Origin of the sequence: Limnohabitans parvus II-B4 (genome assembly GCF_003063455.1) — a bacterium.
Taxonomy (GTDB): Bacteria; Pseudomonadota; Gammaproteobacteria; order Burkholderiales; family Burkholderiaceae_C; genus Limnohabitans_A; species Limnohabitans_A parvus.
On record NZ_NESN01000005.1, the window covers coordinates 100,633 to 126,087 of the forward strand.

The window sequence follows — 25,455 nt, forward strand, 5'->3', positions numbered from 1 at the left end:
GTGAGAGTTTTTCTAAAGCAATTTTGAATTAAATTAGTTATTTATTATCCATTTTTATTTTGTGGTCAAAAAAATGCCCCGAGCCTTGCGGCTTGGGGCAAATCCACCTTTTCAGAGGGTGGAGGAGACAATGGGGGCATGCAAAAAAGCACGCGTGTGCAGATTTTAGCTGGATATTTGCTGCGTTGCAGCAAGTTGGGTGTATCAAATTGCAAAAACTTGCAAAGATCTTCATGTCAATCCGGTTTACGATCCGCTTCAAATTCACTTTTAACGGTGCGCGCAAAGCTGCCGTACCCTTGCCAAGAAAGCACATATGGAATGCACAGTCACTTGGACCGGCGCTGCCGGCACCCGCTCCGGCATGGGGTTTTTGGCCGAAACAGGCTCAGGCCACGTGGTGGCCATGGACGGTGCCCCTGATGCCGCCAAACCCGAGAACGGCGGTCAAAACCTCGCTCCCCGCCCCATGGAAATGCTGCTGGCAGGTACCGGCGGATGCACGGCTTACGACGTGGTGCTCATCTTGAAGCGCGGCCGCCATGACGTGCGCGGCTGCAGCGTCAAAATCAGCAGCCAACGCGCCGAGGTCGACCCCAAGGTCTTCACCCGGATCAACATGCACTTCACCGTCACGGCCAAAGGCGTGCCCGCCAGCGCGGTGGAGCGAGCCATTGCCATGAGCCACGACAAATACTGTTCGGCCAGCATCATGCTGAGCAAAACAGCCGAGATCACGACCAGTTTTGAAGTGGTGGAAGCCGTGTAAAATTCAGAAAAATGGAATTGCTTTCCATAAATTCGGAAAATCATGCTGGATCGCACACTCGCACAAGCCATTCGTCACGTTAGCCAAAACTTTCCTGTCTTGATGGTCACAGGACCACGCCAAGTGGGGAAAACCACATTGCTAGAGATGTGCAGCGAAGGCAACAGGTCGTATGTCACGCTGGACGACATGGACATGCGCCGCCTCGCGCAACAAGACCCCGCCTTGTTTTTGCAGACTTGGCCTGCACCCGTCACTATCGACGAAGTGCAATACGCGCCTCAACTTTTCAGTGCCATCAAAATGGCGGTGGACAAGGATCCGCGCAATGGACAGTTTTGGCTCACAGGCTCGCAAAAATTTCAACTCATGCAAGGCTTGACCGAAAGCTTGGCTGGGCGAGTGGCCATTGTGGATTTGTTGGGGCTGTCGCAGGCCGAGCAACAAGGACGAGCCAAGCAATCACAAGCTTTTATCCCAACCCCCGAATGGATCGCCCAAGCCCGTGCATTGGCCAAACCCATGACGCTCAAGGCTTTGTACGCACAAATTTGGATGGGCTCTTACCCCCGCTTGCAAACCCAAGGCGAGCAAAGCCGCGATGTTTTTTACCGATCGTATGTTCAAACCTATGTGCAGCGCGACGTGCGGGAGTTGCTCAAAGTATCAGACCCCTTGAGTTTTCACCGTTTCTTGGGCGTGGTAGCCGCCAGAACTGGGCAGTTGCTCAATTACGCCAATTTAGCCAATGAGTTGGACATCGACACCAAAACCGCCAAAGCCTGGTTGTCGGTTTTGGAGGCCTCCGGCCTTGTGTATTTGTTGCAGCCTTACCATCGCAACCTGACCAAACGCATGCTCAAGTCACCCAAGTTGTATTTTTTAGACACAGGTCTGGCCGCTTACCTGACCAAATGGAGCACACCCGAAGCGCTGGAGGCGGGCAGCATGTCGGGCGCCATCCTAGAGACTTGGGCCGTGGCTGAAATCCTCAAAAGCTACTGGCACAACGGCAAAGAAGCGCCTCTGTACTTTTACCGTGACACCGATCAAAAAGAAATTGATCTGCTCATCGAATCGGACGATGTGATTTACCCGATCGAGATCAAGAAAACCGGGACACCCTCCACGCAAGCCAGCAAGGCGTTTGCAGCCGCAGCCCATTTGGGCAAGACCGTGGGCCCGGGCGCTGTACTTTGTCTGACGCCGCGCGACGTGCCTTTGTCGGACAGCGTCACGGCCATTCCCATGGGATATCTGTAAGTGGCTTAGCCAGCCAATGGGTGTCAAACCCGGTGCGCGACCGTCGTCATCACCTTGGCGGCGGCCTGCATCAGGACTTTGACCGTGCCAGGCAGCTCCGTCGCCCCAGCCTTCATGGCCATCTGGGCGTGGGCGATCTCATCGGTTTTCATTTGTGCCACGATAGCGCGTGACGCGCTGTCTGCTGCGGGCAGGCGGTCCATGTGGCTTTGCAAATGGGCTTCCACCTGCCGCTCGGTCTCGACCACAAAGCCCAAGCTCACCCGGTCGCCGCCCAGCTTGCCTGCGGCATAGCCTATGGCGAACGCACCGGCGTACCACAGCGGGTTCAAGAGAGAGGGGCGGTCGTTCAGGTCATCAAGCCGCTGCTTCGTCCAAGCCAAGTGGTCCGTTTCTTCGCGGCTGGCTTCGGCCAATTGGGCTCGCAAGGCGGGGTCTTGGCAGGCCAGGGCCTGACCGGTGTAGAGCGCCTGAGCGCACACTTCTCCCACATGGTTAACGCGCATCAGAGCGGCAGCCTCGCGGCGCTCGGTGTCAGACATCTCAATGCCCATGGCTGGGGCTTGTGGCGTTGGGCGGCTGGCACGTGGTGCAGCCCACAAAGTGCGCAGGGCACTGTCAGCGGCAAGGATCAAAGCGTTGAGCGACATGCAGAAAGTTTACCCTTTCAGCCGTTGTGCCTCGTCGCAGGGTTGAAAGTCGGCATTCATGCCCAAAGGAAGATTGCACGCTTCATCTGCTTGATTGAATAGTCTTTTGAAGTTGTTGAATTTATTGATAAAAATCTTAAAAATATCCGGTGAAAGTGCCTGATTGGGGGTGTTTTGTTGCATCAATGCAACGAAAAAGACCTTTATTCTTTGAATCGCTTGGAAAAGGCGGTTTGCTCTGGTGCAATACGCTCAACCTTCCGAAATTGGAGGTTGGCTTAGTGTTTAGACAGGTGATGTTCACCCCACGAACCCCAAGCTCTTTTTTAAACTTTGGAGAACTCTCAATGAAAAAAACTCTGATTGCTCTGGCTGCTGTTGCTGCCACCGGCGCTGCTTTCGCACAATCCACCGTGACTTTGTTCGGCGTGGCTGATACTGCCGTTACCTACACAAAAACAGGCGCAGCTAAGAAGACATCCATGACAACCAGCGGCCTGAACTCCAGCCGCATCGGTTTCCGTGGTGAAGAAGACTTGGGCGGCGGCATGAAAGCTGCCTTCCACATGGAAGCTGGCGTGAACACTGACAACGGCACTGGCGCTGGCACAAACACAAACAACCAAGCTGCTGGTCAAATCGCAGGCACTACAACAGTTGGCTCGCAAGGCCTGACTTTCAACCGTCGCATGACTGCCAGCTTGATGGGTGGTTTCGGCGAGTTGCGCGTTGGCCGTGACTACACACCTTTGTTCTGGAACCAGACTGTGTTTGATCCGTTCGGCACCAACGGTGTTGGCGCATCGCAAGCCAACGCAGCTGCTAACCCAGCCTCTTTGGTTGTTGGCGTGCGTGCTTCCAACAGCATCGGCTACATGTCACCTTCTTTCAACGGCTTCCAAGTCCAGTTGCAAACTTTCTTGGGTGAAAACGCATCCAACGACGCCGCTACCGGTAAAAACTCTGGTTCCGGCAATGGCCTGCGCGCCACTTACGCTCAGGGTCCTGTGAGCCTTGCTTTGGCAACTGCCAAGTACGACACAGATTTGAACGTCAAACACGAAGGCACCAACTTCGGCGCTTCTTATGATCTGGGCGTTGCCAAGATCATGGCTGTTTACTCGCAAGACCAAGACTCCACAAGCGGCGTTGACGCTGCCAAAGTCAAAGGTACTTTGATTGGCTTGACAGCTCCCCTGGGTGCTGGTGTTGCCAAGGCTGCATGGTCCAACTCCAAGCAAGGCGCTACAGTTGACACTGACAAATTTGCTGTTGGCTATGTTTACAACTTGAGCAAGCGTACAAGCATTTACACAACATTTGCTAACACCAAGCCAAAAACTGGCGACAAGACTACAGGTTTCGACCTGGGTCTGTCCCACTCCTTCTAATTTGACGCTGGCGCAAGCCAGCTGAGAGTTAAAAGCTTAAAACCCCACCGTGGCAACACGGTGGGTTTTTTCTTGCCTGCACGCTGTGCGGCAGTCATGAAACAACGGTGAGCAAGGGAAAACACTGGTGCTGCACAGTGTTGTTGCTGATAAATTTAACAAATCAACAACACCAACTTGGAGCGAGACATGGCTACAGCAGCAGACTTGGCAGCAAAAAAGAAGGCGGCAGAAGATGCAACAGCGGCATATCAAGCAGCAGTTGATGCAGCACGCGAAGAAGATTTGAAGACTGCAAAGGCACTTATTGAATTGCACGAATTCAAAGTTGCAGACTTGAAGCCTGAACTGAAATTAACACGTACGCCAGCAAAGAAGGCTGCAACTAAAAAGCCTGCAGCCAAGAAGTCATCACGCCACAAAAGTTGAGCGCACTGATGCGCTGCATGCTCAGTACTCAGCGCAGATATGGTTGACGCGGATTGCCAAACGCATCGACGATCTGCACTATCAAAACTTCCATGTGCCAGTGTTGCAGCACCAAGAGCGTGTGCTGCGCGAAATGGGCTGTAACCAACAGTACCAAGTTGGTCATGTACATGCAGACGCTGACTACGTGGATGCACAAGAGCGGTACACATATACAACACCCACTTGGCCTTTGCGTGCAGAGTTGACGGCGCAGCAAGTTCAGCAACTGCAAGCCATCAACTCAGCAGTACGTGCAGCGCTGCAACACAGGACAATCACACTGTCGCAGCTGCGCCGTGCATTGACACCACAACAGTTGCAAGAGTTTGCAGCAAGTTTGGCAGATGTGCATGAACCCAGTGAAATCATGTACGGCGGCGGCATGCCAGAACCACTGCGCGACTACAACGCTGCATTGAGAGCAGCAGATTTCGCATGGTCAAGATTTGAAGCACAACCAACAACACCAAGACACAACGCACTCAGCGTAAAAAAAGCAGGTGCGAGCATGGAAGATCGCGCCATCAGTTTATATGAACATGCGATTGAGCGGTTGGCTGACATTTTTACCAGTGCACAGCGTGGTGATTACGGTGCAGGCATGTATGGCGAGTTGCAAACATGGATGGACAGAACAGTTGAGTTCGATTCGCTGATGCCGAATGCAGTTGACACCAATCCATATGCAATGCCGCGAGTGCGCGGGAGTAAATCACGTTATGCACAAGACTCAGGATTGCCCAAGCTGAGCAAACGCATCAAGCGTGAGTACTGTGCATTGATTTCGCTTCTGGTTGCAGGATGTGAATTGGCGTTTGTGTTACCTGTGCAGAAACCACAAGCCATGACACATCAAGAACAACAGCAGCAGCGTGACAAGCTTCGCATGCTGTTGCGCAAGCTCAAGTGAGTGTCGCTGTCAAACCATTTCCACAGCGTTGCGCTTCATGTCGTCGTTGACGTCGATGTATTTTTGGGTCACAGCAATGCTGCGGTGTCCCGCTAACTCAGCCAACACCCGCACGCCAATGCCACGTGATGCCAGCAAAGTTATGAATGATCTCCTCATCGAATGTGAGCTGGCTCCAGCAATGCCCGCACGCTTGAACAAGTAGTGAAAGTGCTGCGCCATCACGTTGGCGCTGAAGCGCTTGCGCCCCGCAGTGATGAACAGGGGGTTGGTAGCTGGAACAAGTCCACGCAGGTCCAAGTAGGCTTGCAGTTCATCACGAAGCTTCTGCGGCAAGAACACTGTGCGTGGATGACGTCCCTTGGTCTGCGCCGCAGTGAGGCGTATTTCTGCACGCACACTGCCATCTGTGTTGCGCACGTCACCCACTGAGAGACTGGCGATTTCTCCTACGCGAACGCCTGACCACAAGCCTGTCAAAAACATCACTCTATTGCGCATGGCGTAGCTGCGCGGTTGGATGTATTGCAGCACTTGTTCAATTTCTGCAGGGGTCAGTGTTTTGGCTTGGCTCATGGTGTGTTGGGTGTTTTTCAAATCGTTGCAGTCCTTTTAGTGTGTTTGGTTTGATGTTTTTGGGCGACCAATGCCCCGAAAAAATCACGGGGCAAATTTCCGTAATGATTTCAACCAGGTAAACCTAATCGTGATTTCATTTGGTGCTGTATTTATGTCGCGCCGCATGCAAGTTGTGCGAACTGCGCTACATCTCGCCAGCGATTGCATAAAACAGCGCTGCAGCGCTTGTGCGGAGTTCCAGCTACGTGGGGTGCTGGACTGGCGTGATCGCTGCGCACAGCGCTGATTTGAGGTGTGGGCTGCTGTAGTGTGAGCACTGCGCCAGCAAGACGGGACTGCTGGCGCAGTGTCCACACATGCATGCATGCCCCGCAGGGTACACGGGTTACAGGTCGCACGTGAGCACAAGAGAGTCAACACTGCGCTGATGTTCTACATCTAAACGCACTGAAATGAATGAATTTGAACCAGCCCAACTCGATCTGTTCACAGGCACTGAGCGCTACTACCGTATCACTCGCAGGTGCTTGCTAACAGATGGCACCAAATACCTCGCAGATGCAGCAGGTGCCTATTGGCTCATGGATGCCATTGCCAGCCATTTGCATGAAATTGGAACTGCGGATTGGTTTGTGCTCGTGCGCATGCATGTAACCAACACTCATGCGGTCATGACCTACGAGGATGGTCGTGGTCATGAGCACGCAACTCAAGTGATTGGCTACACAGACTTTCCCATGGCTTCAGTGACCATTTACGCCTGCTGGGACAGTGAGCATTGGGTGCTGATGTTGCCCACTGAGTATTGAAGTGATTGCACAAACCCCAAGCGAACTCGCGTTCGCTGTGCACTCGCATGATGCGTCGCTGTCGCTCTGCATCATGCTCTGCACTGAATTTTTCTTGAGCAGACATGTGAGCAGCTGTGAACGAAGCCGAACATCACGCAGTGATGGGAGGGGTATTGGGCTCATTTAGATTAGATTGGACACACGACGGCTATAGCACGAGAGCCACTCTGGTGCTATCAGCCGCCGTGTCGTGTAGTGTCATTTGAGTTGAGTCGTACTACACGCTCGTAAAAGAGTTTTAAGGGAGGCAGATGTATTGAAACTCCCAGTTGCGCATCGCAACCACTCTGCGGCATCACCTATTGCTCACACACCTTTACGACGATGTGTGTAGGGCGGGGTCATTAGCCGTCATATTCCAACCCGCGTTTTTGCCATTTTTTGGCGAGTGACTTACTCGCATGAATTCCTCAGCTGCAGATCAGCCAGCGCTGCCCAATTTCCTTTTGATCAACTTGGCGTATTTGCGCTGAGCTTGTTTGGTGATGTTCAAGACCTTGAAGCACTGACCTTGCGTGATCTTGCTGCGCTTGGCGCCATTGGCTGCACGCAGAAAATTATTCAGCGTGGCTGCTTGGTTTTGCTCCAGCAGCTTGACATGATTTTTTAGCGTGTTTGTTGCCAGCTTTTGCGCTTGGAACAGCTCTGCAGTGCCCACATAGATTTGATTGGCGTTGATGCCATTGCTTTTGAGCCATGCATCTGTCTTCTGCCTGTCCGTGATGTTCTTGAATGTTTCCATGCAAGTATTTATGAATGCCAAATAAGACCGTGCTTTTTTCGTGGCGATATTTGGCATAAATACCTGCATGCAAATACATGAAGTCGTGATCAAGCCCAAAACGCCAGAGCAGCACCGCATTGATACCCTCAAAGCCACCAAAGACAGGGCAGCGGATGCTCTGGCTGTAGAACGTCAGCGCCAAAAGATCAGCAAGGCGCAGAAGGCAATGAATGCCGCACAGCAGTCAGCCAGCGTCACGCCCAACGTCCCGTAACTGGACGTTGAGTGTCGTGCGGCACGTCACCTTGCATCATGCGCAGCACATGACCCGTCATGTTCGCGGGTTTCTGGTCGCTGATGCCATCAAATGATCACAAAATTGTCTGTGCTTTACAAACATTTGAAAGGAAGAGCACATGACAGCCATTTTGAACACACTCAAATTGACCGCAGCACGCAAAACCCGTGCACTGCCCACAGTGGTCAAGCGTCGCAACAAACTCTTGATCAAACTGGGCGAGCAGCGCATGCTGGCAGATGCACAGGCGCAAGGACTGCATTACACCCCCACACGTTACCGCTCATTCAAAGACGCTGACACTGGCGCACGCATCGCCAAACAAGTACCTGTTCGCATCAAGCCATGGTTTTGGATTGGGGAAAAGGGAGAGTGCTTGCTGGCAATCAACTACGGCAGCAAGCAAATTGAACTGCAAAAAGGAAAAACTGCCATTGACGTGGGTGACGTTGCAAACCTGTGTGCCGTGCTGGACACAGTGATTGACGCTGTGAAAAACGGTGAACTTGATCCGCAGATTGAGTCAGCCAGCGTGAAACTGCGCGAAGGCTTCAAGAAATAACGGATGGGCTGTGCTGACGAGTCCTGCGACTTTGCAGCATGCCAATGTTCTGCTCGCCCGTTACCGTGCTGGCGTAGTGCTGGTTGATCATGTCCACACTGGTGCGTGCATTGCGTGCCAGTGTCAGCAAGTCAATGCCTTGTCCGTATAGCAAACGGAAGGTGATGCTGGAATGGCGCAGACTGTACAAGCTGCGCTCTTGTCCGTGCGCACCCAACTTCAACCCAGTGCGTGCCAAAACCCAGTTGAAATAAAACGCCAGCACCCAGTGCGCATAAGCACGATCACGCAAGTACGGCAGGAACAGGTAGTTGTCTGGTGCTGCAAGGTTCTGTGCGCTGTAGTGCTGCGTGATCTGTTGATAGATGCGCACTGCAGGCTGCAGCGTGACGATGGGGCGTGAGTGGCTTTTTGTTTTGGGCAAGTTCAGGCGCAGGTAAGTGTTGTCATTGCGCACCACTTCTACGTGTCTGTGCTTGAGGGTTTTCAAATCGCTTGGGCGTATGAAGCTGTTGACCATAAAACCAATGCACCACGCAACATCTGGCGGCATGGTGTACTCAGCTGAGCGCAAACGGTAGTTTTTGCGCAGTGTGCTGTCGCTGTCAGGGTGTCTGGTGTGCTGCAGCTTGCGAGCAGTGCGCATGATCTGCCAGTATTCAGTGGGTGTAAAAGCGCCGCGACTGTTGGTTTGTACTTTGATCTTGGGAAACTCTGGCAGCTTGTCCAGCGCATTCACTGCCACAGCCAGTGTCAATATCTTGCGCACAGCAACCAAGTACTGGCTGACGGTGATGGTTGAGAAACTCTTGCTCAGGTACTGAGTGAATACCAGCAGTTCAGCGTGATCCACAGCAGCAGGTGATAGTTTGCCCCAGCGCGGCAGTATGTGTGCATCCAGTCTGTTGCGCAGCACTTTCAAGCTGCCTGCTGAAAACTCACCGCGCTCCACACGAGCTTGTTCGTTTGTGATCATTTGCGCTGCCATTGCAGCAAATGTTTTCTGGGGTTTGACTGCAGTGGTCGCGAGAGATACGACACCTTGTATTGGCGTTGGTTTAATGCGCAAACTGGCAGACTGCGCCAGCAGTTGCTCGTAAAAGTCACGTGCAAAGCTTTGAGCCATGCGCAGGCTTTGCGTCTGTGTGCTGCGTCTGTGTGTGCGTCCTTCAATCCAGCAGCGCACTTGCCAAAACTTGCTGGCAGCTATTTTGAACACAGATAGTTTGCGGGGATAGCCAGGTACTGGTGTGATGGTCGCAGGAATGGGCACTGTGCGCTCACGTGCTTGAGTGCGTAGCACTGGGTCGTTGGCTGCAGCTGCGGTAAAAACGGTCAACATCACTCAAGCGTACTGTTGTACATCGCAAATGCAACCGCGCACAAAAACGGTTGAAGCGATTAACAGGCGTAGTCTTGCCGTGTTGTTGCCGTGCTGCACCGTGTGCATCCACGCTGATAAAAAGACATGCTGCACACTGAACAGTTGTACACCAGCAGGTTTGCAACAAGCGTCACTTTTAGGTTGGGTGAACCTTGGCGTGCTCTTTTAAACTTTTCGGAATTTTGTGAGGAAAATCAAGCATTGTTGCTCTGGCTGCTGTTGCTGCCACCGGCGCTGCTTTCGCACAATCCACCGTGACTTTGTTCGGTGGCGCTGACCTGAACTACCGCTCTGTCACTTCCGGCGCGAACAAGTTCAGCGGTATGGCTCAAGACGGTATCTACTCCAGCCGTTTTGGCGTGATGGGTACTGAAGATCTGGGCGGCGGCTTGAAGGCTGGCTTCCACTTCGAAGGCGGCATGGCTCCTGACGTCGGCACTTCAACTGGCTTCAACTTCACACGCAAGTCCACCATCGGTTTGTCCGGCGGTTTCGGTGAAGTCCGCTTCGGCCGTGACTACACCCCTATGTTTACGGTCGCTGGTATCGCTGATCCATTCGGCACCAACGGTGTGGGTTCTTCCTACAACGTTGCTAACGGTGTGACCTCAGATGGCGTGATTGCTGCAGCTGGTTCATTTGCAACAGCTCAAGCTGCTGCTGCCGCAACAACACCTGCCTCCACAGTTGCAGCTGGCGCTGTTTACGCTGATCCAAACGCTGTTCGCGCTAACAACAGCATTGCTTACTACAGCCCATCTTTCAGTGGTTTCACTGTTAGCGGTATGTACAGCTTCGGTGGCGAGAACACCAACGTGGCCAAGAAAGCTGGCACTATGTCCAGCATCAAATTGGCTTACGCCAACGGTCCAGTTTCCGTTGCTTTCGGTAACCAAATCACCAAAGGTGGCGTTGCAACAACTTCCGCTGCTGACACTGAAAAGTGGACAACCAACTTCTTGGCTGGTGCTTATGACCTGGGCGTTGCTAAGTTGAGCTTGGGTTACAAAACTGACAAGTTGTCATTTGCTGACGACGCAAGTGTGAAGTCCATGATTTACGGTGTTGCTGCTCCTATGGGTGCTGTGACTTTGAAGGCTTCTTACGTTACTGCTAAGGCTGACGGCGATAAAATGGCAAACCAGTTCGCCTTGGGTGCAGTGTATGACCTGAGCAAGCGCACTTCTGCCTACGCTACTTACTCAACTCTGAAGAACGAAGAAGGTTCTGGTAAGAGCGTTGGTTCCGCTGCAGCTAGCGATTTCACTGGCCTGCGTTCCAAAGGCTTCGAAATCGGCGTGAAGCACACTTTCTAATTCCCCGCTGGCGCAAGCCAGCTGAGAGTTAAAAGACAAAACCCACCGTGGCAACACGGTGGGTTTTTTATTGGCTGAACGCTGTGCGTTGCAGTCAGCAAATAACTGCACTCAAGGGAAAACACTGGTGCAGTGTTGGTGATGTTGCTGATAAATTGATAAATGTGACAACAACACATTGGAGACACAAATGACAGCGACAAATGATCCGCAACAGCAACTTGAAGAGATGATTGCTGCGCAGAAACTGCTTGAAGAACAAATCAAACAGCAACGTGAAGTTGCGCGGCAAGCAGCTTTGGAATCAATCAAGCGTTTGTATGAGTCACATGCATTCGAATACAAAGATGTAAAAGACTTCATCAAATCAACTCCCGCTCGCAAGACAACGCCACGCAAAACAGCGACAAGAAAAAAGCGCAGCACATAAAGGCGTTGGAAAACTGCTCAAAGAAAAACAGCGTCACGCTTTGTGTACGCTGTTTTTTTATGTGTGCGTGCAATGGTGTCAGTTGGTGCGTGGTGCTTGGTGTGCTTTGAAAAGATTTTGCTGTGCTTTTTGCAGCTTGCTGCGTGCTTTGACTTGCTGGGCTTGTTGGTTGAGTTGTTTGGCACGGTCGCGCATGGATTTGACTTGAAGCTCTGCGGCGGACAACGGTGCGGTGGTTTCGTCAATCGCTTGTTCGCGTGCAAACGGTAGCAGGGACAGAACATTTACTGCTCCGTACTTTTCCGCGAGCAAGATTTTGGCATGCATGAAGTCGTCAGCGAGTGTGACGATTCGAGCGGTGATGGTCAATTGGTTTTTAACAACACGAACGGTGGCAATGAATGACAGTAGTGAATGAGTAATTTCGCTGATCTTCATGCAATTATTTATCGCACTGGCACAAGTGCGGTGACTGCGCTAGCTGTGCGGTGTTGTGCTAGCGCAGTGCGTCGTGATGCGGTAGAAATTGATTGAGAAAAAATGAATGAAACAAGTGCAGCAGAGGAATGTGAAAAATCAATTGCATCGGCGCAAGTTGCAGCGATGCGGTGCACACGAAATGAATTGGGAATATTGCACGAAAATTTGCACGGCAAAATGAATTGCAAAAATCAATCTATTTGGTTTTGTTGCGAAACTATTTGGTTCTAAATAAATATCAATGAGTGACAAAAAAGAGAAGATCAATTCATAGTGTGGTTGTTTAGAGATGTGTGTGTACGAGTTTGTGTGTTTGTATGTGTGTGATGTGCAAGCAAGTGAAGCAATCGTTAATGATGTGTTGCGCTGCGCTTACACATCTGTGAGCTTCATTCGCTTCGCTCATTCGTCACAATTTTCTTCAACTGCATTTGGTCTCAATTGATGGAAGTGGGATATGTATTATTTGAAGAATTACTATATGTGTAAGACATTTTTAATGTCGCACACAGTGCAGCATGGGAGCAGTGCATGACTGCGCAAACAATCAAGCTCACAGCAAGTGACGCTGTTGCAGCAGCACTCAAACGTGCAATGCCCAAAACAAACAAAGCGCAATTGGCATTGGCAAAGTACATCAGCGTGCTTGAGCAGCATTTGGAGCAATCGCTGCTGCACATGGATGACAACATGTACAGGTTTTTCAGACACTTTTATGTGAGCACGCACGATTTGACGCTGCAAGTGGGGCAGTTTGTGATTGATGGCAAAAGGCAGTACTTGCACAAGTGGCTGGAGTCAAACCGTTTGAATCTTGTTGCTGTGGTTTCAACAGGACAAAAAGGCGGGGATTATTCCACGGTGCAACTGACGCGGTATGTGACCATGACTGATGCCATGGACATCAATCAATTGCGCAAGAAGACGATAAATGAATTGGATGCATTGCTCAAAGACAATTCACTGACGGATTCGGATTTCTTTTACAAGATATTTCCAGACTTTGCCGCAATGAGCAAAGCAGAAGTTGATGAAAACTACGATCTGTGTCCAGTGGATGTGGCATCACTCAAACAGTTCATTGTGTTCTTGACCAAACGAGCAAACAAGATGAACGATGTGCAGCGGCAGATGTTGGTGCGACAAGCACAAGCGATTGTGAGAATTGCACAAGCGGGCAGCAACACATTGCCCATGAAAAAGAATCCCAGTCACTTTGGGCGCATGTACTACACGGGTGCACTGAATGTGCAATCAATTAGAACAGTGCTGCGTCATGCCATGCTGGGCGACTGCTATGAATACGACATCCGTTCAAGTGTTGTGGCATGGAAGCTGGGTTTTGCTTGGATGATTTGCGAGAAAAATGGAATCGTACCGCATGAGTTCAATGCGTCATTTGCAACTTGCTTGAGTTATTTGACGGACAAAAAAGCATTCAGAGAAACAATCAGGCAGCAGACATTTGGCGGCGGTACGCATATCAGCGCGGACATGCAGCTGGATGTGGTCAAACAAGCACTGACTGCAATCAGCTTTGGCGCGAGAAAGACAACACAAGGTTGGATTGATCGCAGCGGCAAAGCATTTAATCCTGCAATCGTCAAAATCATTGCAGATGAGCACGCACGCAGCAACTTCTACGCTTGTGCTGAGGCAGCAGCGTATATGGACGAGAACAAGCGCATGGACGAGATCATCACTGAGTATGCAAAAGAAAACGATCCAGCACTGCTCGCAGACACCGAACTGCAAACAGCATCAGGACGAATAAGCAAAAGCAAATTGATGTCGTTCTTGTATCAACAGTCAGAGTCAATTGTGATGGACATTGTTCGCAGAGAAGTTGGTGCGGTTTACAAAACAGTTTTGGCGAACGTGCATGATGCCATTTACATCAATGAGCGGCTGCACAGTGCAGACAAGAAACGAATTGAACTGCTGATGCGCAGAGAAACGGGATTGCAGTTTTGGTATTTGGATGAAGAAAAAATTACGGGCTACAAAGGTATTTCTGACGAAGTGCGCAAGGCAGAGCTGGCACACAAGGCGTTGATTGCGCAGCAAGAACAGTTGGCAAAGAGCTACGTGCCCAAAAACTTCTGAGTGTTGCGTTTGACTCACACTGCTGCAACAAAATATTATTGCGATTCAACTTAGAAAGTTGCATTGCACTTTGCGCTGCGCTGCTAGACTTGTTTAAACAAGCTGTGCTGCGTTATTTTTGAAAATGCATACGCGGTATGCTGAGTGAGCCGTTAAGGGTTTGTGCGCTGTTTTGCGCAATCGCAGACCAAGTGAAATTACACTAATATTTGGTTTTGCAAAAAGGCAATACATTCGTACAAGTTTCAGGTGTGATTGTTTTGGTTGTCCGCGTAGATGTTTGGTTGCACACTTGCATTGAATAAATATTTGATAGCAAGGAGTGGCAAATATGGCGCAAGCAAAGGTACTGACACAAGATGAAGTTGAACGAGTGATGCAATATCTCGGCAAGAAGCAGCACGCAATGAGAAACCAAGCAATGTTCTTGTTGACGCACGGATGTGGCGTGCGCATCAAAGAGTTGGTCAGCATGCGTATCTGTGATGTGTTGGAACGCAACGGCGATATCAAGCAAGAAGTCAATCTCAACAGAAACCAAACCAAGGGCGCTCGTGGGCGCACTGTGTATCTGGCTGACAAAATGCGTGATGTGATTCGCAACTATTTGCGCGAAAAATTTGGTGTGCAGGATTTATTGGCTGTGACCATGTCAAACACAAGTCGCGCACTGTTTGCTACGCAAAAGAGCGCTGACCGTGGGTTTTCTGCATCAACTGGCTGTCAAATGTTTCACTACTGGTACAAGGACTGTGACATTGTTCATGGCAGCAGTCACAGTGGTCGTCGTTCATTCATTACGAATTTGGCGAACAAAGGCGTGGCGATTCATGTGTTGAAAGAGTTGGCAGGACACAGATCTATTGTGGTCACCGAAAAGTACATTGCAAAGAATCCAACGGTGCTGCACGCAAGTGTCAACATGCTGTAAAAATACCATCTGCGTTTTTGCTGCAAATGTTGGTGCAGTTGTTGGTGCAAATGTTGGTGCAGTTGTTGGTGTCATTTAAAGCGACACTTTAATGACCCGCAATACTGAACGGAATTCGGTTGCTCACCCGTGGTGGTTGGGCACAAAATTGTCTGTGCTTTACAAACATTCGAAAGGAAAAGCACATGACAGCCATTCTGAACACATTGAAGTTGACTGCAGCCCGCAAGACACGTGCACTGCCTGACGTTGTCAAACGCCGCAACAAGCTGCTGATTAAATTGGGCGAGCAGCGCATGTTGGCAGCTGCACAGGCGCAAGGGCAGCACTACACGCCCACACGCTTTCGCTCATTCGCAGATGCTGACACTGGTGCACGGGTTGTTAAACAAGTGCCTGTTCGCATCAAGCCGTGGTTTTGGACTGGAGAGAAGGGCGAGTGTTTGCTGGCTATCAACTATGGCAGCAAGCAAATTGAACTGCAAAAGGGCAAGACTGCCATCGATGTTGGTGCAGTTGAGAACATATGCGCAGTCTTGGACACGGTGATTGATGCTGTGCGCAATGGTGAACTGGACACGCAGATTGAAAGTGCCAGTGTAAAACTGCGCGATGGATTCAAGAAATAACTGTGTGTGATAACTGGCTGTGCTGACGAGTACGGCGACTTTGCAGCATGCCAATGTTCTGCTCGCCCGTTACGGTGCTGGCGTAGTGCTGGTTGATCATGTCCACACTGGTACGTGCATTGCGTGCCAGTGTCAGCAAGTCAATGCCTTGTCCGTAGAGCAAGCGAAACGTGATGCTTGAATGGCGTAGGCTGTACAAGCTGCGCTCTTGTCCATGCGCACCCAGCTTTAATCCAGTGCGTGCCAATACCCAGTTGAAATAAAAGCTCAGCACCCAGTGCGCATAGGCGCGGTCACGCAGGTGCGGTAGAAACAAGTAGTCGTCTGGTGCAGCAAGGTTCCGTGCGCTGTGGTGTTGGGTCAGCTGCTGGTAAATGCGAACAGCAGGTTGTAGCGTGACGATGGGACGAGTGTGGCTTTTGGTTTTGGGTAGGTTCAGGCGCAGGTAGGTATTGCCGTTACGCACCACTTCCACGTGTCTGTGCTTGAGTGTTTTGAGGTCGCTTGGGCGTATGAAGCTGTTGACCATAAAACCTATGACCCATGCAACATCTGGCGGCATGGTGTACTCAGCTGAGCGCAAGCGATAGCTTTTGCGCAGTGTGCTGTCGCTGTCAGGGTGTCGTGTGTTTTGCAGCTTGCGAGCAGTGCGCATGATCTGCCAGTACTCTGTGGGCGTGAATGCGCCGCGCGAGTTGGTTTGCACTCGAACTTTGGGAAACTCTGGCAACTTGTCCAGCGCATTCACTGCCACAGCCAGTGTCAATATTTTGCGCACTGCAACCAAGTACTGGCTGACGGTGATGGTGGAAAAGCTCTTGCTCAGGTACTGCGTGAATGCCAGCAGCTGTGCGTGGTCAATGTCCTCTGGTCGTTGTTTACCCCAGCGCGGCAAGATGTGTGCATCCAGTCTGTTGCGCAGAACTTTCAAGCTGCCTGAACTAAACTCGCCGCGCTCAACACGGGCATGCTCGTTTGTGAGCATCTGCGCTGCCATTGCAGCAAAGGTCAGCTGTGGTTTGACTGCGGTGATGTGAGAAACGACACAGGATGTTGATGTTGGTGTTGGCTCAGTGCGCAAACTGGCAGACTGCGCTAGCAATTGTTCATAAAAGTCACGTGCAAAGCTTTGTGCCATGCGCAGACTTTGCGTTTGTGTGCTGCGTCTGTGTGTACGTCCCGCAATCCAGCAGCGCACTTGCCAAAACTTGCTGGCAGCTATTTTGAACACTGATAGTTTGCGGGGATAACCTGGCACTGGTGTGATGGTTGTAGGAATGGGCACTGTGCGCTCACGTGCTTGAGTGCGCAGAACTGGGTCGTTGGCTGCGGCTGCGGTAAAAACGGTATGCATCACTCAAGCGTACTGTTGTACATCGCAAATGCAACCGCGCACAAAAACGGTTGATGCGTTTTACAGGCGCAGTCTTGCCGTGTCGTTGCCGTGCTGCACCGTTCGCATCCACATTGATAAAAAGACATGCAGCACACTTGCAAGTTGTACGCCAGCAGGTGTGCAACAAGCGTCACTTTTAGGTTGGAAAAACCTTGGCGTGCTCTTGCGAACTTTTCGGATGCTCTAAGGAAAAATTAAGCTTTTGTTGCTCTGGCTGTTTTGACAGCTTCTGGCATTTCTTTCGCTCAATCTTCCGTGAGCATTTACGGTCGCCTTGATGTTGGCATGAACAACCAAAAGACAACTGGTACCACCACTATTGGTAGTGCTTCAACTTCTACCTTTTACAAAGGCAACAACCTTGTGAATGAAGACGGTCTGTCGACAGGTCTCCTGGGCTTCAAGGGCACTGAAGACTTGGGCGGTGGCTTGAAGGCCAACTTCGTCCACGAAATGGACTTGGACTTGGACGTTGGCGCACTGGGCGTTGCCGCTGGTCGTGATTCAACTCTGGGCTTGTCTGGTGGTTTCGGCGAAATTCGCTTGGGCCGTTCATACACGCCTTTGTACTCCACCATTGGTGCCTCAGACGTTTTTGGCACAACAGGTGCTGGCACGGTCAACCAGTTCGGTATGGCAGCTAATGCAGTTCGTGCTTCCAATGCATTCTTCTATGCATCACCTTCATTCAGCGGTTTGACCGTTCGCTTGATGGCCCAGCAAAACAATGCACAAACAAACGCATCTGTTGGCGGAGCTGGTAAAACATCTGGCAACGGTTTTTCTGTGACCTACGCAGCAGGTCCTTTGATGTTGGCAGCAGCTACAGGCACTGAAAAAGGTTCTTCTATTGACCGCGCTGGAGCCTTGTTCGCAGCAACTGCTGCAGCTGCAACTACAGCAGGAACAGCAACAGCAAACGCTAATGCCAAGTACACAGGTTCTGCCATTTCTGGTCAGTACGACATGGGTGTTGCCAAGTTCTTTGTTGGTTACACAACCACCAAGGATGACAACGACACGTCCGTTGCTGGCGGCGAGTTGACTATGAAAGAAACCAACTTTGGTGTTGCCGTACCAATGGGTGCATTGACATTGATGGCTGCTGTTGGCAACAACAAAGGTTCTATGGCAGGTGAACCAGTCACTGCCAAAGGTACTGACATGGCTGTTGGTGCAACCTATGCTTTGAGCAAGCGCACCACTGCTTACTTCAAGACTGGTACTTACAACAAGTACAAAGCTTCTGATGTTGGTGGTTCTGAAGAAGTTAAGACAACCCGTACCAGCGTTGGCCTGCGTCACCTTTTCTAATCCCCTGCTGTCGTAAGACAGCTTGAGATTTCGAAGAAATAAAAAACCCACCGTGGCAACACGGTGGGTTTTTTTGTTGCACATGCTGGCGCAGTCGCCACGAAACAACTGCACACAAGGGCAAACACTGATGCAGTGCTTGTGTCGCAACTGATAAATTGACAGTATCAAACATCACAATCTGGAGTTGAATATGTCGGCAGAAAAACTTGATCCACGTGCAGCATTGGCAAAGATGGAAGCGGACGAAAAGTTGGCACGTGATGCTGCAGAAAATTTAAAAGTAGAAAATCAAAAGAAACGGAAAGAGTTGTTGGCGAGTTTGAAAGAAGCGGACTTGGCTGATGTGCGTGAGAAATGTAAATTGCACGGATTCAACGCAACAGACCTGCGCGGCTATTTGAAAGTAAAGGGGGCTAAAACTGCAACGCCTCGAAAAAGTACAGCAAAGAAAACCACAACTAAAAAAGCTTCATAACCAGTACGATGTTTTAGTTGAACAATACACTACGCAAAATCTCGTGCGTAGTGTGGTTGCGAGAATATTGGAACTTGAATACATCAACTACAGCATTCCACAACGCTTTGACACAGCAACTGACACGGTAGAAGACAGCAACGGGCTTCGTGTGTGGATTGATTTTGAAGCAGAGCAACGTGCTGCAGACAGCGAAGTAGCAGATGAAGTAGCCGCTGCTGCGCTGACATGGCAGTTCAAGGATGAACTAACTGCTGATGAGTACAACAGGCTCGCGCTGCTGAACAAACTGCTGACGCAGCAACTGAACGGCAAGACTGTAGGCAAAGCTACGATTGAACGAGCACTGATGGGAGGTGAGTTTGCTGACTACGAACACAGTTTGACGCAGCCAATTACATCAGCAGAGTTGCTCTACGCTGAAGGCGTGCCTGATGTGCTCAAACGCTACAACATCAAGTTGCGTGAAGCAGACTTCCAGTACAACAAGTACGAGCGGCTGGCAGACTTGAAAAGTGTTGGACGTGCGAATTACAAACGCGACACACTATCTAAAACGTACAACAAGTCAGAACACTTGTATGAACTCGCACTGGAATACTTGCAGGAGCAGATTGAGCTGTCGCAGCAAAATGGAGAAGGTGACAGGTTGACGCGATGGCTTGACCGTGACGTTGACTTTACTACGGCAGGAAATCTTGGTATTGATGTTGACGGAGTGCCGCGAGTTAAAGGCAGCACCAGTCACTACGCACTTGACGCTGGTTTGCCCAAGCTCAGTGTGCGCTTAAAGCGTGAACAATGTGTGCTGCAGAGCTTGCTGCGTGCCGCAGTAGCGTGTGCGTATGTGCCAGAAGTTGTTGCAGTGGTGCAGGTGCAGCCAAAGTTGAAGACGCTTGACATGAGCAAGCTACATCCAGAGCGTGATTAAACCAACTCAACAGCACGGCGTTTGACGTCATCGTTGACTGAAACATAACGCTGCGTTGTTGTGATGCTCTTATGCCCCGCCAGTGCAGCAAGTACGAACACTGACACGCCTTTGCCAGCCAATGAAGTCAGGAAAAATTTGCGACCACTGTGTGAACTTGCACCTTTGATGCCTGCATTCCTGTACATCCAGTAAAAATACTGTGTCAATGTGTTGGCACTGAATGGACGGCGTGGACCGCGATGTGTTGTGAACAAGGGCTGCTCAATGTCAATCCATTTGCGTGAGTGAATATACGCAGCAAGTTCAGTGCACAGCAGGTTGTTTAAGAACACAGTGCGAGCGTGTCCGTGTTTGACGCGATGTGCTGCCAGTAGAACTTCGCTGCGCAGCGTGCCATCGTTGTCCAGCACATCGCTCAGTTTCAAATCAGCAACTTCGCTCACACGCATGCCTGCGTTGGTTGTGAGTAAGAACATCATGCGATTGCGTACTGCGTTGGCGTTGACTGCGATGTACGCAAGTGCTCGTTCAATTTCTGCATGTGTCAATGATTTTGCTGCTGCCATGTTGTTCTCCAAATAATGTTGCTGATTTAAGTATGTTGTCTTTGGTGCTGGTTGGACAAGAAAAACCTGATGTATTGGCGGTGTATTGGTGATCTGTTGAATAACAAGCGGTTGTTGTGCCGTCCACACAGTTCATGCATTCTCTTATCTCGTGTATTTATTCATCGCACTGTGCAGTTGAGCAGCGTTTGACGTGCAAGCAGGTGCAGACTGCGTAAAACGCCCTACAGCGCACTGACAGCAGCGCCAGCATCGCAACGGGCAAGGCGCACCAAACGAACGCTTGTGCGTTGGATTTGACGTGCTGCTGCGTGTTGCTGCCCAAATCTCATCTGCTGCCACAAAAAATCTGCTGCGTAATTTCTGCGTGGTTGCGAGATCTCGATTGTTGGTGATTTGCTCTAACACTGGTGTTGAACAAGAGTGTGGTCATACTTTCGTATGACCTGTGTTGTTCTGTGCTGTGTAGAGCGAACTTGACGTTCGCTTGTGTGTCGCTTGTCGCTCACACAAGTTGCTTCGCATTCGTGTGTGATAACTGAACTGATGAATGAAAGCCGAACAGCACGAAGTGATGTGAGGGGTATTGGGTTGATTTAGATTGAACGAGCGCACGACGGCTATAGCACGAGAAAAAATCTTGGTGCTATTAGCCGCCGTTTCGCATAGTTTGATTTGAGTATCACTTCACTACACGACTGCAATAGAGTTTCTTGGAAGACTGATGTATTGAAACTTCCAGTTGCATCACGCAACTACTCTGTGGCATCACCTATGGATCACACGCTATTGCAACAACGTGTGTAGGGCAGGGTCATTAGCCGTCATATTCCCCCCTGCGTTTGTTCCCTTTGTTGGCAAGTGGATAATCTTGCGTTGAATGTGTGTGTGAATGCTGCTGTTAAACAGCTTGACGCTGGCGTCTGCGCTGTTTGTACAAGCCACGCTTGACACGTGCGCAGAGATTGAGAACGCTGTAGCACAGACCGTCCGTGATCTTGCCACGCTTGTTGTTGTCCGCGTAGCAACGCCTGAAGTGTTCCAGCAGCCGTTTGCTTGCGTTGTCCAGTTGCGCACTGTGTTGCTCAAGCAGGTGCGTTGCCGCTTGTTGTGCCTGTAGCGTTTTGGCGTTGGTGCTGGCGAATGTTTGTACGTTGATGCCGTTGTCACGCAGCCAGTCCGCTGTAAGTCCGTCATCTTTGAAGTTCTTGTAGTTGTTCATGCAGTTATTTAGCATCGACAAAAGAAATGCCTGCAAATAATGGCTGAATATTTGGAGAGAACAAGTTGCTGGTAAATACAGTATGCGGATCAATGAAATCATCAACACCATCAAGCCCAAGCCACCCATGACGCCAGCGCAGTCAAGACTAAACAGTTTGAAGCAAGGGGTGCAGCGCAGTCAACAACAACTGCAAGCAGAGCGTGAGCAGCAAAGGCAAAAGAAGGCGAGTGAAAAACAAGCGGATCTGACACGTCAAGCCGCAACACTGTAAGCATGATCGATGTTGAAACCAGCTAAAAGCGTGGCCAGATCATGAAAATATCATGCAAAAAATAAATGGTAGACAACACGCATGACAGGCATAGCAAAAATACATTGACCAATACACCGCCAAAAGATCGGTGCATTCAGCAGCGGTTGTCCAAGATGCAGTGTGAACATAAAGTTGTGGCTGTCAAACGCACACAAAGGAGAAAGCAATGACAGCGATCATGAGCACATTGAAGTTGACAGCGGCACGCAAAACACGAGCACTGCCAGATGTTGTGAAACGCAGAAATAAACTGCTGATGAAACTGGGTGAGCAGCGCATGTTGGCAGCTGCACAAGCGCAAGGCGAGCACTACACACCCACTCGACTGCGTTCGTACAAACATGCAGACACTGGAATACGGATCATGAAAGAAGTGCCTGTTCGCATCAAGCCGTGGTATTGGACAGGAGAAAAAGGTGAGATGTTGCTGGCCATCAACTACGGCAGCAAACAAATTGAGTTGCAAAAAGGCAAGACAGCGATTGATGTGGGTGAAGCTGCAAATCTGTGCAAAGTGTTGGACACCGTGATTGATGCGGTGCGTAATGGTGAATTAGACACGCAGATTGAAAGTGCCAGCGTCAAGTTGCGTGAAGGCTTTAAGAAATAACAACTTCAAGACGCGGGCAGCTGACGGCTGCGTCTGCTTTGCAGCATGCCAATGTTTTGCTCGCCAGTGACAGTGCTGGCGTAGTGCTGGTTGATCATGTCAACACTGGTTCGTGCGTTGCGTGCCAGTGTCAGCAAGTCAATGCCTTGTCCGTACAGCAAGCGAAACGTGATGCTGGAGTGACGCAGGCTGTACAAGCTGCGCTCTTGTCCGTGTGCACCCAGTTTAAGTCCTGTCTTGGCCAAAACCCAGTTGAAGTAAAACGCCAAGACCCAGTGTGCGTAGTGACGATCTTGTAAATGCGGCAAGAACAAGTAATCGTCTGGCTTGGTTAAATCTGTTGCGCTGTAGTGTTTGCACATCTGCTGGTAAATGCGAACAGCAGGTTGCAGCGTGACAATGGGTTTGGTGTGGCTTTTGGTTTTGGGCAAGTTAAGACGCAGGTAAGTGTTGTCGTTCCGTACCACTTCAACGTGTCTGTGTTTGAGCGTCTTTAAGTCGCTGGGTCGTATAAAGCTGTTGACCATGAAACCAATGCACCAAGCAACATCAGGTGGCATGGTGTTTTCTGCAGCACGTAGTCTAAAATTCTTACGCAGTGCAGTGTCACTGTCTGGATGTCTGGTGTTTTGCAGTTGACGTGCAGTGCGCATGATGCGCCAGTATTCTGTGGGTGTAAATGCGCCGCGACTGTTGGTTTGCACTTTGATCTTGGGAAACTCTGGCAGCTTGTGCAGTGTGTCAACTGCAACAGCCATGGTCAGTACCTTGCGAACTGCCACCAAGTACTGGCTGACAGTGATGGTGGAAAAACTCTTGCTCAAGTACTGCGTGAATGACAAAAGCTGTGCGTGATCTACGGCAGAAGCTGGCATCGTGCCCCAGCGCGGCAGTATGTGTGCATCCAAACGGTTGCGTAGCACTTTGAAACTTCCAGCACTGAATTCACCACGATCAACACGTGCTTGTTCATTGGCCATCATCTGCGCTGCCAGTGCTGCAAATGTGTGTTGTGGTTTGACAGTGCGTGGTGTGTGCTGCACATCTTCAAGTTTGTTGGTGACAGATGGCGGCAAACTGGCGGACTGCGCTAGCAGTTGTTCATAAAACGTTCGCGCATAACTTTGAGCCATACGCAGGCTTTGTGTTTGAGTGCTGCGCCTGTGTGTGCGTCCCGCAACCCAGCAGCGCACTTGCCAGAACTTGCTGGCAGCGATTTTGAATACTGACAATTTGCGGGGATAGCCTGGCACAGGTGTGATGGTGGCAGGAATGGGCACGGTGCGTTCGCGTTGTTTGCTGTGCATGAGCGTGTCGTTTGCGGCTTGTGCAGTAGAAAAGGTGTGCATTGCTCAAGCGTACTGTTGTACATCGCAAATGCAACCGCACACAGAAACGCTTGACAGGATTTACGGCTGCAGATTTGCCGTGTCGCTGCCGTGCTGTTCCGTTGCGTGCCGTACAGAAAAACAGTGCAGCTGATGCATGAAAAGTTGTACACCTGCTGATGTGCAACAAGGGTCAGTTGCAGTGTGGTTGTACCTTGGTGCGCCCTCGATAACCTTTCGGATACTTGATGGAAAAATAAAACATTGTTTGCTCTGGCTGCTGTTGCTGCCACTTCCGCTTTCGCTCAATCCACCGTGACTATGTACGGCGTGGTTGACGCTGGTATCACTAAAGGCGCTACTACAACCACCTTCACAGGCGGCGGTATCAACGCTACTCCACGTCTGGGTTTCAAAGGCGAAGAAGACCTGGGTGGCGGCTTGAAGGCTGTGTTTCAAGTCGAAACAGGTCTGAACAGCGGCAAAGAAGCTGCTTCTTCCATCGGTGACCGTGGCGCCTTCGTGGGCTTGACTGGTGCTTTCGGTACCGTGACCATGGGTTCCAGCGTCCTGACACCTTCGTTTTACGCTCGTGCTGCAACTGACCCATCTACAACCAACAACTACAGCATTGTCAAGTACGCTGGCGCTGCTCGTTTGGACAACAGCATCAACTACACCAGCCCAGTTTGGAATGGTTTGACTGTGCGTGCCTCGATGGTGCAGAAAAATGACAACACTGCAAACAGCGCAAGCAAAGGTGCTAACGACATTTCTGCTGTGTATGCAAACGGTCCTTTGACATTGGCTGCTTCTGCTTCTAACAGCGGTTACGACAAGGGCAACTTCGTTGGTGCTGCTTATGATCTGGGCATGGTTAAGCTGTTTGCCAACTCGGTAAAAGTTGCTGGTACTGCTGCTGTAGCTTACGTTGCCAGCAACATTGCTGACGACACAACAGCTAACACAGCTGGCTCCGAAGATGTGGCTGCCACAGCTTCTGCCAAGTACACCAGCTACGGCGTGTCCGCACCTTTCGGCGCTTGGACTCTGCAAGCCGACATGCGCACAAAGAAAGGCGCAGCTGATGACACATACGTTTTGTCCGCACAATACGCTCTGAGCAAGCGCACCAGCTTCACCGCCTACACAGCTAAGACTGAAGGCGCAAAAGCTGCACTGGGTGCTGGCGTTCGCCACAACTTCTAATTCCCCGCTGGCGCAAGCCAGTTGAGGTTTAAAAGACTAAAAACCCACCGTGGCAACACGGTGGGTTTTTTCTTGCCTGCATGCTGTGCTGCAGTCAGCAAAAAAGCTCATCGTCCTGTTGCTGGACGTTCAGTGTGTGAGCCGCATCAAACAGTGGCTGCCACTGCCCAGCAGCCACAGCCTCTTCCATGCGCTGCTGTTGAACTGAACGCCAGACCATGAGCTCAGTCATGGGCGGAACACTTGGGAATGTGCCCACAGCTGCATTTTGAGCAAGGTGGTTCGCCCGTACCAGCATTCGTGACACTGCCACCTTCATGCCATTCACACGCGGGAGG

Annotated in this window: 29 protein-coding genes; 19 read left to right on the forward strand and 10 right to left on the reverse strand. The window is 50.7% G+C overall.

The annotated features are described in order from the left end of the window. Nucleotides 1-316: 316 nt before the first annotated feature. On the forward strand, nucleotides 317-769 hold the full coding sequence (locus B9Z37_RS12815) for an OsmC family protein (RefSeq protein ID WP_108313419.1): 453 nt from the start codon (nucleotides 317-319) through the stop codon (nucleotides 767-769). A 42-nt stretch (nucleotides 770-811) separates the two neighbouring features. After that, complete coding sequence (locus tag B9Z37_RS12820; RefSeq protein WP_108313420.1) at nucleotides 812-2,032, forward strand: ATP-binding protein; 1,221 nt, start codon at nucleotides 812-814, stop codon at nucleotides 2,030-2,032. Between the two features lie 23 nt (nucleotides 2,033-2,055). Here the strand turns inward: B9Z37_RS12820 and coq7 are convergent, their stop codons facing one another. Beyond that, nucleotides 2,056-2,682: a 2-polyprenyl-3-methyl-6-methoxy-1,4-benzoquinone monooxygenase gene (gene coq7 / locus B9Z37_RS12825; RefSeq protein WP_108313421.1), complete on the reverse strand. Its 627-nt coding sequence runs from the start codon at nucleotides 2,680-2,682 to the stop codon at nucleotides 2,056-2,058. A 149-nt stretch (nucleotides 2,683-2,831) separates the two neighbouring features. Between coq7 and B9Z37_RS12830 the strand changes: the two genes are divergently transcribed. From B9Z37_RS12830 to B9Z37_RS12835, 3 genes are all read left to right on the forward strand, one after another. Continuing rightward, a complete protein-coding gene (locus B9Z37_RS12830; protein WP_240606720.1) occupies nucleotides 2,832-4,073 on the forward strand; it encodes a porin in 1,242 nt (413 codons plus the stop codon). Nucleotides 4,074-4,262: 189 nt separating this feature from the next. Then, complete coding sequence (locus B9Z37_RS14365; RefSeq protein WP_146179736.1) at nucleotides 4,263-4,502, forward strand: hypothetical protein; 240 nt, start codon at nucleotides 4,263-4,265, stop codon at nucleotides 4,500-4,502. Between the two features lie 43 nt (nucleotides 4,503-4,545). Continuing rightward, the gene (locus B9Z37_RS12835) at nucleotides 4,546-5,454 is read left to right on the forward strand and encodes a hypothetical protein (protein WP_108313423.1); all 909 of its coding nucleotides are present in this window, start codon (nucleotides 4,546-4,548) and stop codon (nucleotides 5,452-5,454) included. A 9-nt stretch (nucleotides 5,455-5,463) separates the two neighbouring features. Here B9Z37_RS12835 and B9Z37_RS12840 read toward each other — a convergent pair whose 3' ends face one another. After that, entirely contained in the window at nucleotides 5,464-6,030 is a 567-nt protein-coding gene (locus B9Z37_RS12840) for a tyrosine-type recombinase/integrase (RefSeq protein ID WP_108313424.1), read from the reverse strand. A gap of 455 nt (nucleotides 6,031-6,485) precedes the next feature. Here B9Z37_RS12840 and B9Z37_RS12845 point away from each other — a divergent pair, with 455 nt between their 5' ends. Beyond that, nucleotides 6,486-6,842, forward strand: coding sequence for a DUF6876 family protein (locus B9Z37_RS12845; RefSeq protein ID WP_108313425.1), 357 nt, complete (start codon nucleotides 6,486-6,488; stop codon nucleotides 6,840-6,842). 463 nt (nucleotides 6,843-7,305) lie between these two features. Here B9Z37_RS12845 and B9Z37_RS12850 read toward each other — a convergent pair whose 3' ends face one another. Continuing rightward, a complete protein-coding gene (locus tag B9Z37_RS12850; protein ID WP_146179737.1) occupies nucleotides 7,306-7,695 on the reverse strand; it encodes a hypothetical protein in 390 nt (129 codons plus the stop codon). On the opposite strand from B9Z37_RS12850, the gene B9Z37_RS12855 reads away from it, so the two are divergent. Both B9Z37_RS12855 and B9Z37_RS12860 read left to right on the forward strand, forming a co-directional pair. After that, a complete protein-coding gene (locus tag B9Z37_RS12855) occupies nucleotides 7,694-7,882 on the forward strand; it encodes a hypothetical protein (RefSeq protein ID WP_108313427.1) in 189 nt (62 codons plus the stop codon). The two genes, B9Z37_RS12850 and B9Z37_RS12855, sit on opposite strands and share 2 nt — an antisense overlap. 142 nt (nucleotides 7,883-8,024) lie before the next feature. Further along, nucleotides 8,025-8,468, forward strand: a complete 444-nt coding sequence (locus B9Z37_RS12860) for a DUF6641 family protein (protein ID WP_108313428.1) — start codon at nucleotides 8,025-8,027, stop codon at nucleotides 8,466-8,468. On the opposite strand, the gene B9Z37_RS12865 is transcribed toward B9Z37_RS12860, so the two are convergent. After that, the gene (locus B9Z37_RS12865) at nucleotides 8,458-9,810 is read right to left on the reverse strand and encodes a site-specific integrase (RefSeq protein WP_108313429.1); all 1,353 of its coding nucleotides are present in this window, start codon (nucleotides 9,808-9,810) and stop codon (nucleotides 8,458-8,460) included. The genes B9Z37_RS12860 and B9Z37_RS12865 overlap by 11 nt on opposite strands. 251 nt (nucleotides 9,811-10,061) lie before the next feature. On the opposite strand from B9Z37_RS12865, the gene B9Z37_RS12870 reads away from it, so the two are divergent. Together B9Z37_RS12870 and B9Z37_RS12875 are read left to right on the forward strand one after the other, a co-directional pair. Then, nucleotides 10,062-11,168: a porin gene (locus B9Z37_RS12870; protein WP_276308870.1), complete on the forward strand. Its 1,107-nt coding sequence runs from the start codon at nucleotides 10,062-10,064 to the stop codon at nucleotides 11,166-11,168. A 190-nt stretch (nucleotides 11,169-11,358) separates the two neighbouring features. After that, the gene (locus tag B9Z37_RS12875) at nucleotides 11,359-11,598 is read left to right on the forward strand and encodes a hypothetical protein (protein ID WP_108313431.1); all 240 of its coding nucleotides are present in this window, start codon (nucleotides 11,359-11,361) and stop codon (nucleotides 11,596-11,598) included. Nucleotides 11,599-11,676: 78 nt separating this feature from the next. Here the strand turns inward: B9Z37_RS12875 and B9Z37_RS12880 are convergent, their stop codons facing one another. Further along, a complete protein-coding gene (locus B9Z37_RS12880; protein WP_108313432.1) occupies nucleotides 11,677-12,036 on the reverse strand; it encodes a hypothetical protein in 360 nt (119 codons plus the stop codon). 573 nt (nucleotides 12,037-12,609) lie between these two features. Between B9Z37_RS12880 and B9Z37_RS12885 the strand changes: the two genes are divergently transcribed. The 3 genes from B9Z37_RS12885 (at nucleotide 12,610) to B9Z37_RS12895 (ending at nucleotide 15,744) form a co-directional block, all read left to right on the forward strand. Continuing rightward, entirely contained in the window at nucleotides 12,610-14,184 is a 1,575-nt protein-coding gene (locus B9Z37_RS12885; RefSeq protein ID WP_108313433.1) for a hypothetical protein, read from the forward strand. 331 nt (nucleotides 14,185-14,515) lie between these two features. Continuing rightward, on the forward strand, nucleotides 14,516-15,115 hold the full coding sequence (locus B9Z37_RS12890) for a tyrosine-type recombinase/integrase (protein WP_108313434.1): 600 nt from the start codon (nucleotides 14,516-14,518) through the stop codon (nucleotides 15,113-15,115). A 185-nt stretch (nucleotides 15,116-15,300) separates the two neighbouring features. Next, on the forward strand, nucleotides 15,301-15,744 hold the full coding sequence (locus B9Z37_RS12895) for a DUF6641 family protein (RefSeq protein WP_108313435.1): 444 nt from the start codon (nucleotides 15,301-15,303) through the stop codon (nucleotides 15,742-15,744). Here B9Z37_RS12895 and B9Z37_RS12900 read toward each other — a convergent pair. After that, nucleotides 15,734-16,729, reverse strand: coding sequence for a site-specific integrase (locus B9Z37_RS12900; protein ID WP_205872593.1), 996 nt, complete (start codon nucleotides 16,727-16,729; stop codon nucleotides 15,734-15,736). The two genes, B9Z37_RS12895 and B9Z37_RS12900, sit on opposite strands and share 11 nt — an antisense overlap. 630 nt (nucleotides 16,730-17,359) lie before the next feature. Here B9Z37_RS12900 and B9Z37_RS12905 point away from each other — a divergent pair. The 3 genes from B9Z37_RS12905 (at nucleotide 17,360) to B9Z37_RS12915 (ending at nucleotide 19,863) form a co-directional block, all read left to right on the forward strand. Further along, nucleotides 17,360-18,454, forward strand: a complete 1,095-nt coding sequence (locus tag B9Z37_RS12905; protein WP_167394389.1) for a porin — start codon at nucleotides 17,360-17,362, stop codon at nucleotides 18,452-18,454. 193 nt (nucleotides 18,455-18,647) lie between these two features. Beyond that, nucleotides 18,648-18,932, forward strand: a complete 285-nt coding sequence (locus tag B9Z37_RS12910; RefSeq protein ID WP_108313438.1) for a hypothetical protein — start codon at nucleotides 18,648-18,650, stop codon at nucleotides 18,930-18,932. A gap of 67 nt (nucleotides 18,933-18,999) precedes the next feature. After that, nucleotides 19,000-19,863, forward strand: coding sequence for a hypothetical protein (locus B9Z37_RS12915; RefSeq protein WP_146179738.1), 864 nt, complete (start codon nucleotides 19,000-19,002; stop codon nucleotides 19,861-19,863). Here B9Z37_RS12915 and B9Z37_RS12920 read toward each other — a convergent pair. Together B9Z37_RS12920 and B9Z37_RS12925 are read right to left on the reverse strand one after the other, a co-directional pair. Further along, nucleotides 19,860-20,432 carry a tyrosine-type recombinase/integrase gene (locus B9Z37_RS12920; protein WP_108313440.1) on the reverse strand — a complete coding sequence of 191 codons (573 nt, stop codon included), beginning with the start codon at nucleotides 20,430-20,432 and terminating at the stop codon, nucleotides 19,860-19,862. The two genes, B9Z37_RS12915 and B9Z37_RS12920, sit on opposite strands and share 4 nt — an antisense overlap. 901 nt (nucleotides 20,433-21,333) lie before the next feature. Continuing rightward, nucleotides 21,334-21,654, reverse strand: a complete 321-nt coding sequence (locus B9Z37_RS12925) for a hypothetical protein (RefSeq protein WP_108313441.1) — start codon at nucleotides 21,652-21,654, stop codon at nucleotides 21,334-21,336. An 82-nt stretch (nucleotides 21,655-21,736) separates the two neighbouring features. Here B9Z37_RS12925 and B9Z37_RS12930 point away from each other — a divergent pair, with 82 nt between their 5' ends. After that, nucleotides 21,737-21,928, forward strand: coding sequence for a hypothetical protein (locus tag B9Z37_RS12930; protein ID WP_108313442.1), 192 nt, complete (start codon nucleotides 21,737-21,739; stop codon nucleotides 21,926-21,928). 220 nt (nucleotides 21,929-22,148) lie between these two features. Continuing rightward, nucleotides 22,149-22,580 (forward strand): DUF6641 family protein, encoded by a 432-nt coding sequence (locus B9Z37_RS12935; protein WP_338066597.1) that lies wholly within the window; start codon nucleotides 22,149-22,151, stop codon nucleotides 22,578-22,580. 5 nt (nucleotides 22,581-22,585) lie between these two features. Here the strand turns inward: B9Z37_RS12935 and B9Z37_RS12940 are convergent, their stop codons facing one another. Further along, on the reverse strand, nucleotides 22,586-23,887 hold the full coding sequence (locus B9Z37_RS12940) for a hypothetical protein (protein ID WP_205872594.1): 1,302 nt from the start codon (nucleotides 23,885-23,887) through the stop codon (nucleotides 22,586-22,588). A 285-nt stretch (nucleotides 23,888-24,172) separates the two neighbouring features. Between B9Z37_RS12940 and B9Z37_RS12945 the strand changes: the two genes are divergently transcribed. Continuing rightward, nucleotides 24,173-25,117: a porin gene (locus B9Z37_RS12945; RefSeq protein WP_108313445.1), complete on the forward strand. Its 945-nt coding sequence runs from the start codon at nucleotides 24,173-24,175 to the stop codon at nucleotides 25,115-25,117. Nucleotides 25,118-25,211: 94 nt separating this feature from the next. On the opposite strand, the gene B9Z37_RS14525 is transcribed toward B9Z37_RS12945, so the two are convergent. Further along, nucleotides 25,212-25,349, reverse strand: coding sequence for a hypothetical protein (locus tag B9Z37_RS14525; protein WP_167394390.1), 138 nt, complete (start codon nucleotides 25,347-25,349; stop codon nucleotides 25,212-25,214). Nucleotides 25,350-25,455 lie beyond the last annotated feature (106 nt).

What these genes read in the sequence shown, in the direction of transcription:
- B9Z37_RS12935 (WP_338066597.1), top strand. Translation starts at nt 22,149, where the DNA reads ATGAGCACATTGAAGTTGACAGCGGCACGCAAAACACGAGCACTGCCA.
- B9Z37_RS12845 (WP_108313425.1), top strand. Translation starts at nt 6,486, where the DNA reads ATGAATGAATTTGAACCAGCCCAACTCGATCTGTTCACAGGCACTGAG.
- B9Z37_RS12880 (WP_108313432.1), bottom strand. Translation starts at nt 12,036, where the DNA reads ATGAAGATCAGCGAAATTACTCATTCACTACTGTCATTCATTGCCACC.
- B9Z37_RS12855 (WP_108313427.1), top strand. Translation starts at nt 7,694, where the DNA reads ATGCAAATACATGAAGTCGTGATCAAGCCCAAAACGCCAGAGCAGCAC.
- B9Z37_RS12910 (WP_108313438.1), top strand. Translation starts at nt 18,648, where the DNA reads ATGTCGGCAGAAAAACTTGATCCACGTGCAGCATTGGCAAAGATGGAA.
- B9Z37_RS12940 (WP_205872594.1), bottom strand. Translation starts at nt 23,887, where the DNA reads ATGCACAGCAAACAACGCGAACGCACCGTGCCCATTCCTGCCACCATC.
- B9Z37_RS12865 (WP_108313429.1), bottom strand. Translation starts at nt 9,810, where the DNA reads ATGTTGACCGTTTTTACCGCAGCTGCAGCCAACGACCCAGTGCTACGC.
- coq7 (WP_108313421.1), bottom strand. Translation starts at nt 2,682, where the DNA reads ATGTCGCTCAACGCTTTGATCCTTGCCGCTGACAGTGCCCTGCGCACT.
- B9Z37_RS12875 (WP_108313431.1), top strand. Translation starts at nt 11,359, where the DNA reads ATGACAGCGACAAATGATCCGCAACAGCAACTTGAAGAGATGATTGCT.
- B9Z37_RS12925 (WP_108313441.1), bottom strand. Translation starts at nt 21,654, where the DNA reads ATGAACAACTACAAGAACTTCAAAGATGACGGACTTACAGCGGACTGG.
- B9Z37_RS12840 (WP_108313424.1), bottom strand. Translation starts at nt 6,030, where the DNA reads ATGAGCCAAGCCAAAACACTGACCCCTGCAGAAATTGAACAAGTGCTG.
- B9Z37_RS12930 (WP_108313442.1), top strand. Translation starts at nt 21,737, where the DNA reads ATGCGGATCAATGAAATCATCAACACCATCAAGCCCAAGCCACCCATG.
- B9Z37_RS12815 (WP_108313419.1), top strand. Translation starts at nt 317, where the DNA reads ATGGAATGCACAGTCACTTGGACCGGCGCTGCCGGCACCCGCTCCGGC.
- B9Z37_RS14365 (WP_146179736.1), top strand. Translation starts at nt 4,263, where the DNA reads ATGGCTACAGCAGCAGACTTGGCAGCAAAAAAGAAGGCGGCAGAAGAT.
- B9Z37_RS12860 (WP_108313428.1), top strand. Translation starts at nt 8,025, where the DNA reads ATGACAGCCATTTTGAACACACTCAAATTGACCGCAGCACGCAAAACC.
- B9Z37_RS12820 (WP_108313420.1), top strand. Translation starts at nt 812, where the DNA reads ATGCTGGATCGCACACTCGCACAAGCCATTCGTCACGTTAGCCAAAAC.
- B9Z37_RS12850 (WP_146179737.1), bottom strand. Translation starts at nt 7,695, where the DNA reads ATGCAGGTATTTATGCCAAATATCGCCACGAAAAAAGCACGGTCTTAT.
- B9Z37_RS12885 (WP_108313433.1), top strand. Translation starts at nt 12,610, where the DNA reads ATGACTGCGCAAACAATCAAGCTCACAGCAAGTGACGCTGTTGCAGCA.
- B9Z37_RS12890 (WP_108313434.1), top strand. Translation starts at nt 14,516, where the DNA reads ATGGCGCAAGCAAAGGTACTGACACAAGATGAAGTTGAACGAGTGATG.
- B9Z37_RS12920 (WP_108313440.1), bottom strand. Translation starts at nt 20,432, where the DNA reads ATGGCAGCAGCAAAATCATTGACACATGCAGAAATTGAACGAGCACTT.
- B9Z37_RS12895 (WP_108313435.1), top strand. Translation starts at nt 15,301, where the DNA reads ATGACAGCCATTCTGAACACATTGAAGTTGACTGCAGCCCGCAAGACA.
- B9Z37_RS14525 (WP_167394390.1), bottom strand. Translation starts at nt 25,349, where the DNA reads ATGACTGAGCTCATGGTCTGGCGTTCAGTTCAACAGCAGCGCATGGAA.
- B9Z37_RS12900 (WP_205872593.1), bottom strand. Translation starts at nt 16,729, where the DNA reads ATGCTCACAAACGAGCATGCCCGTGTTGAGCGCGGCGAGTTTAGTTCA.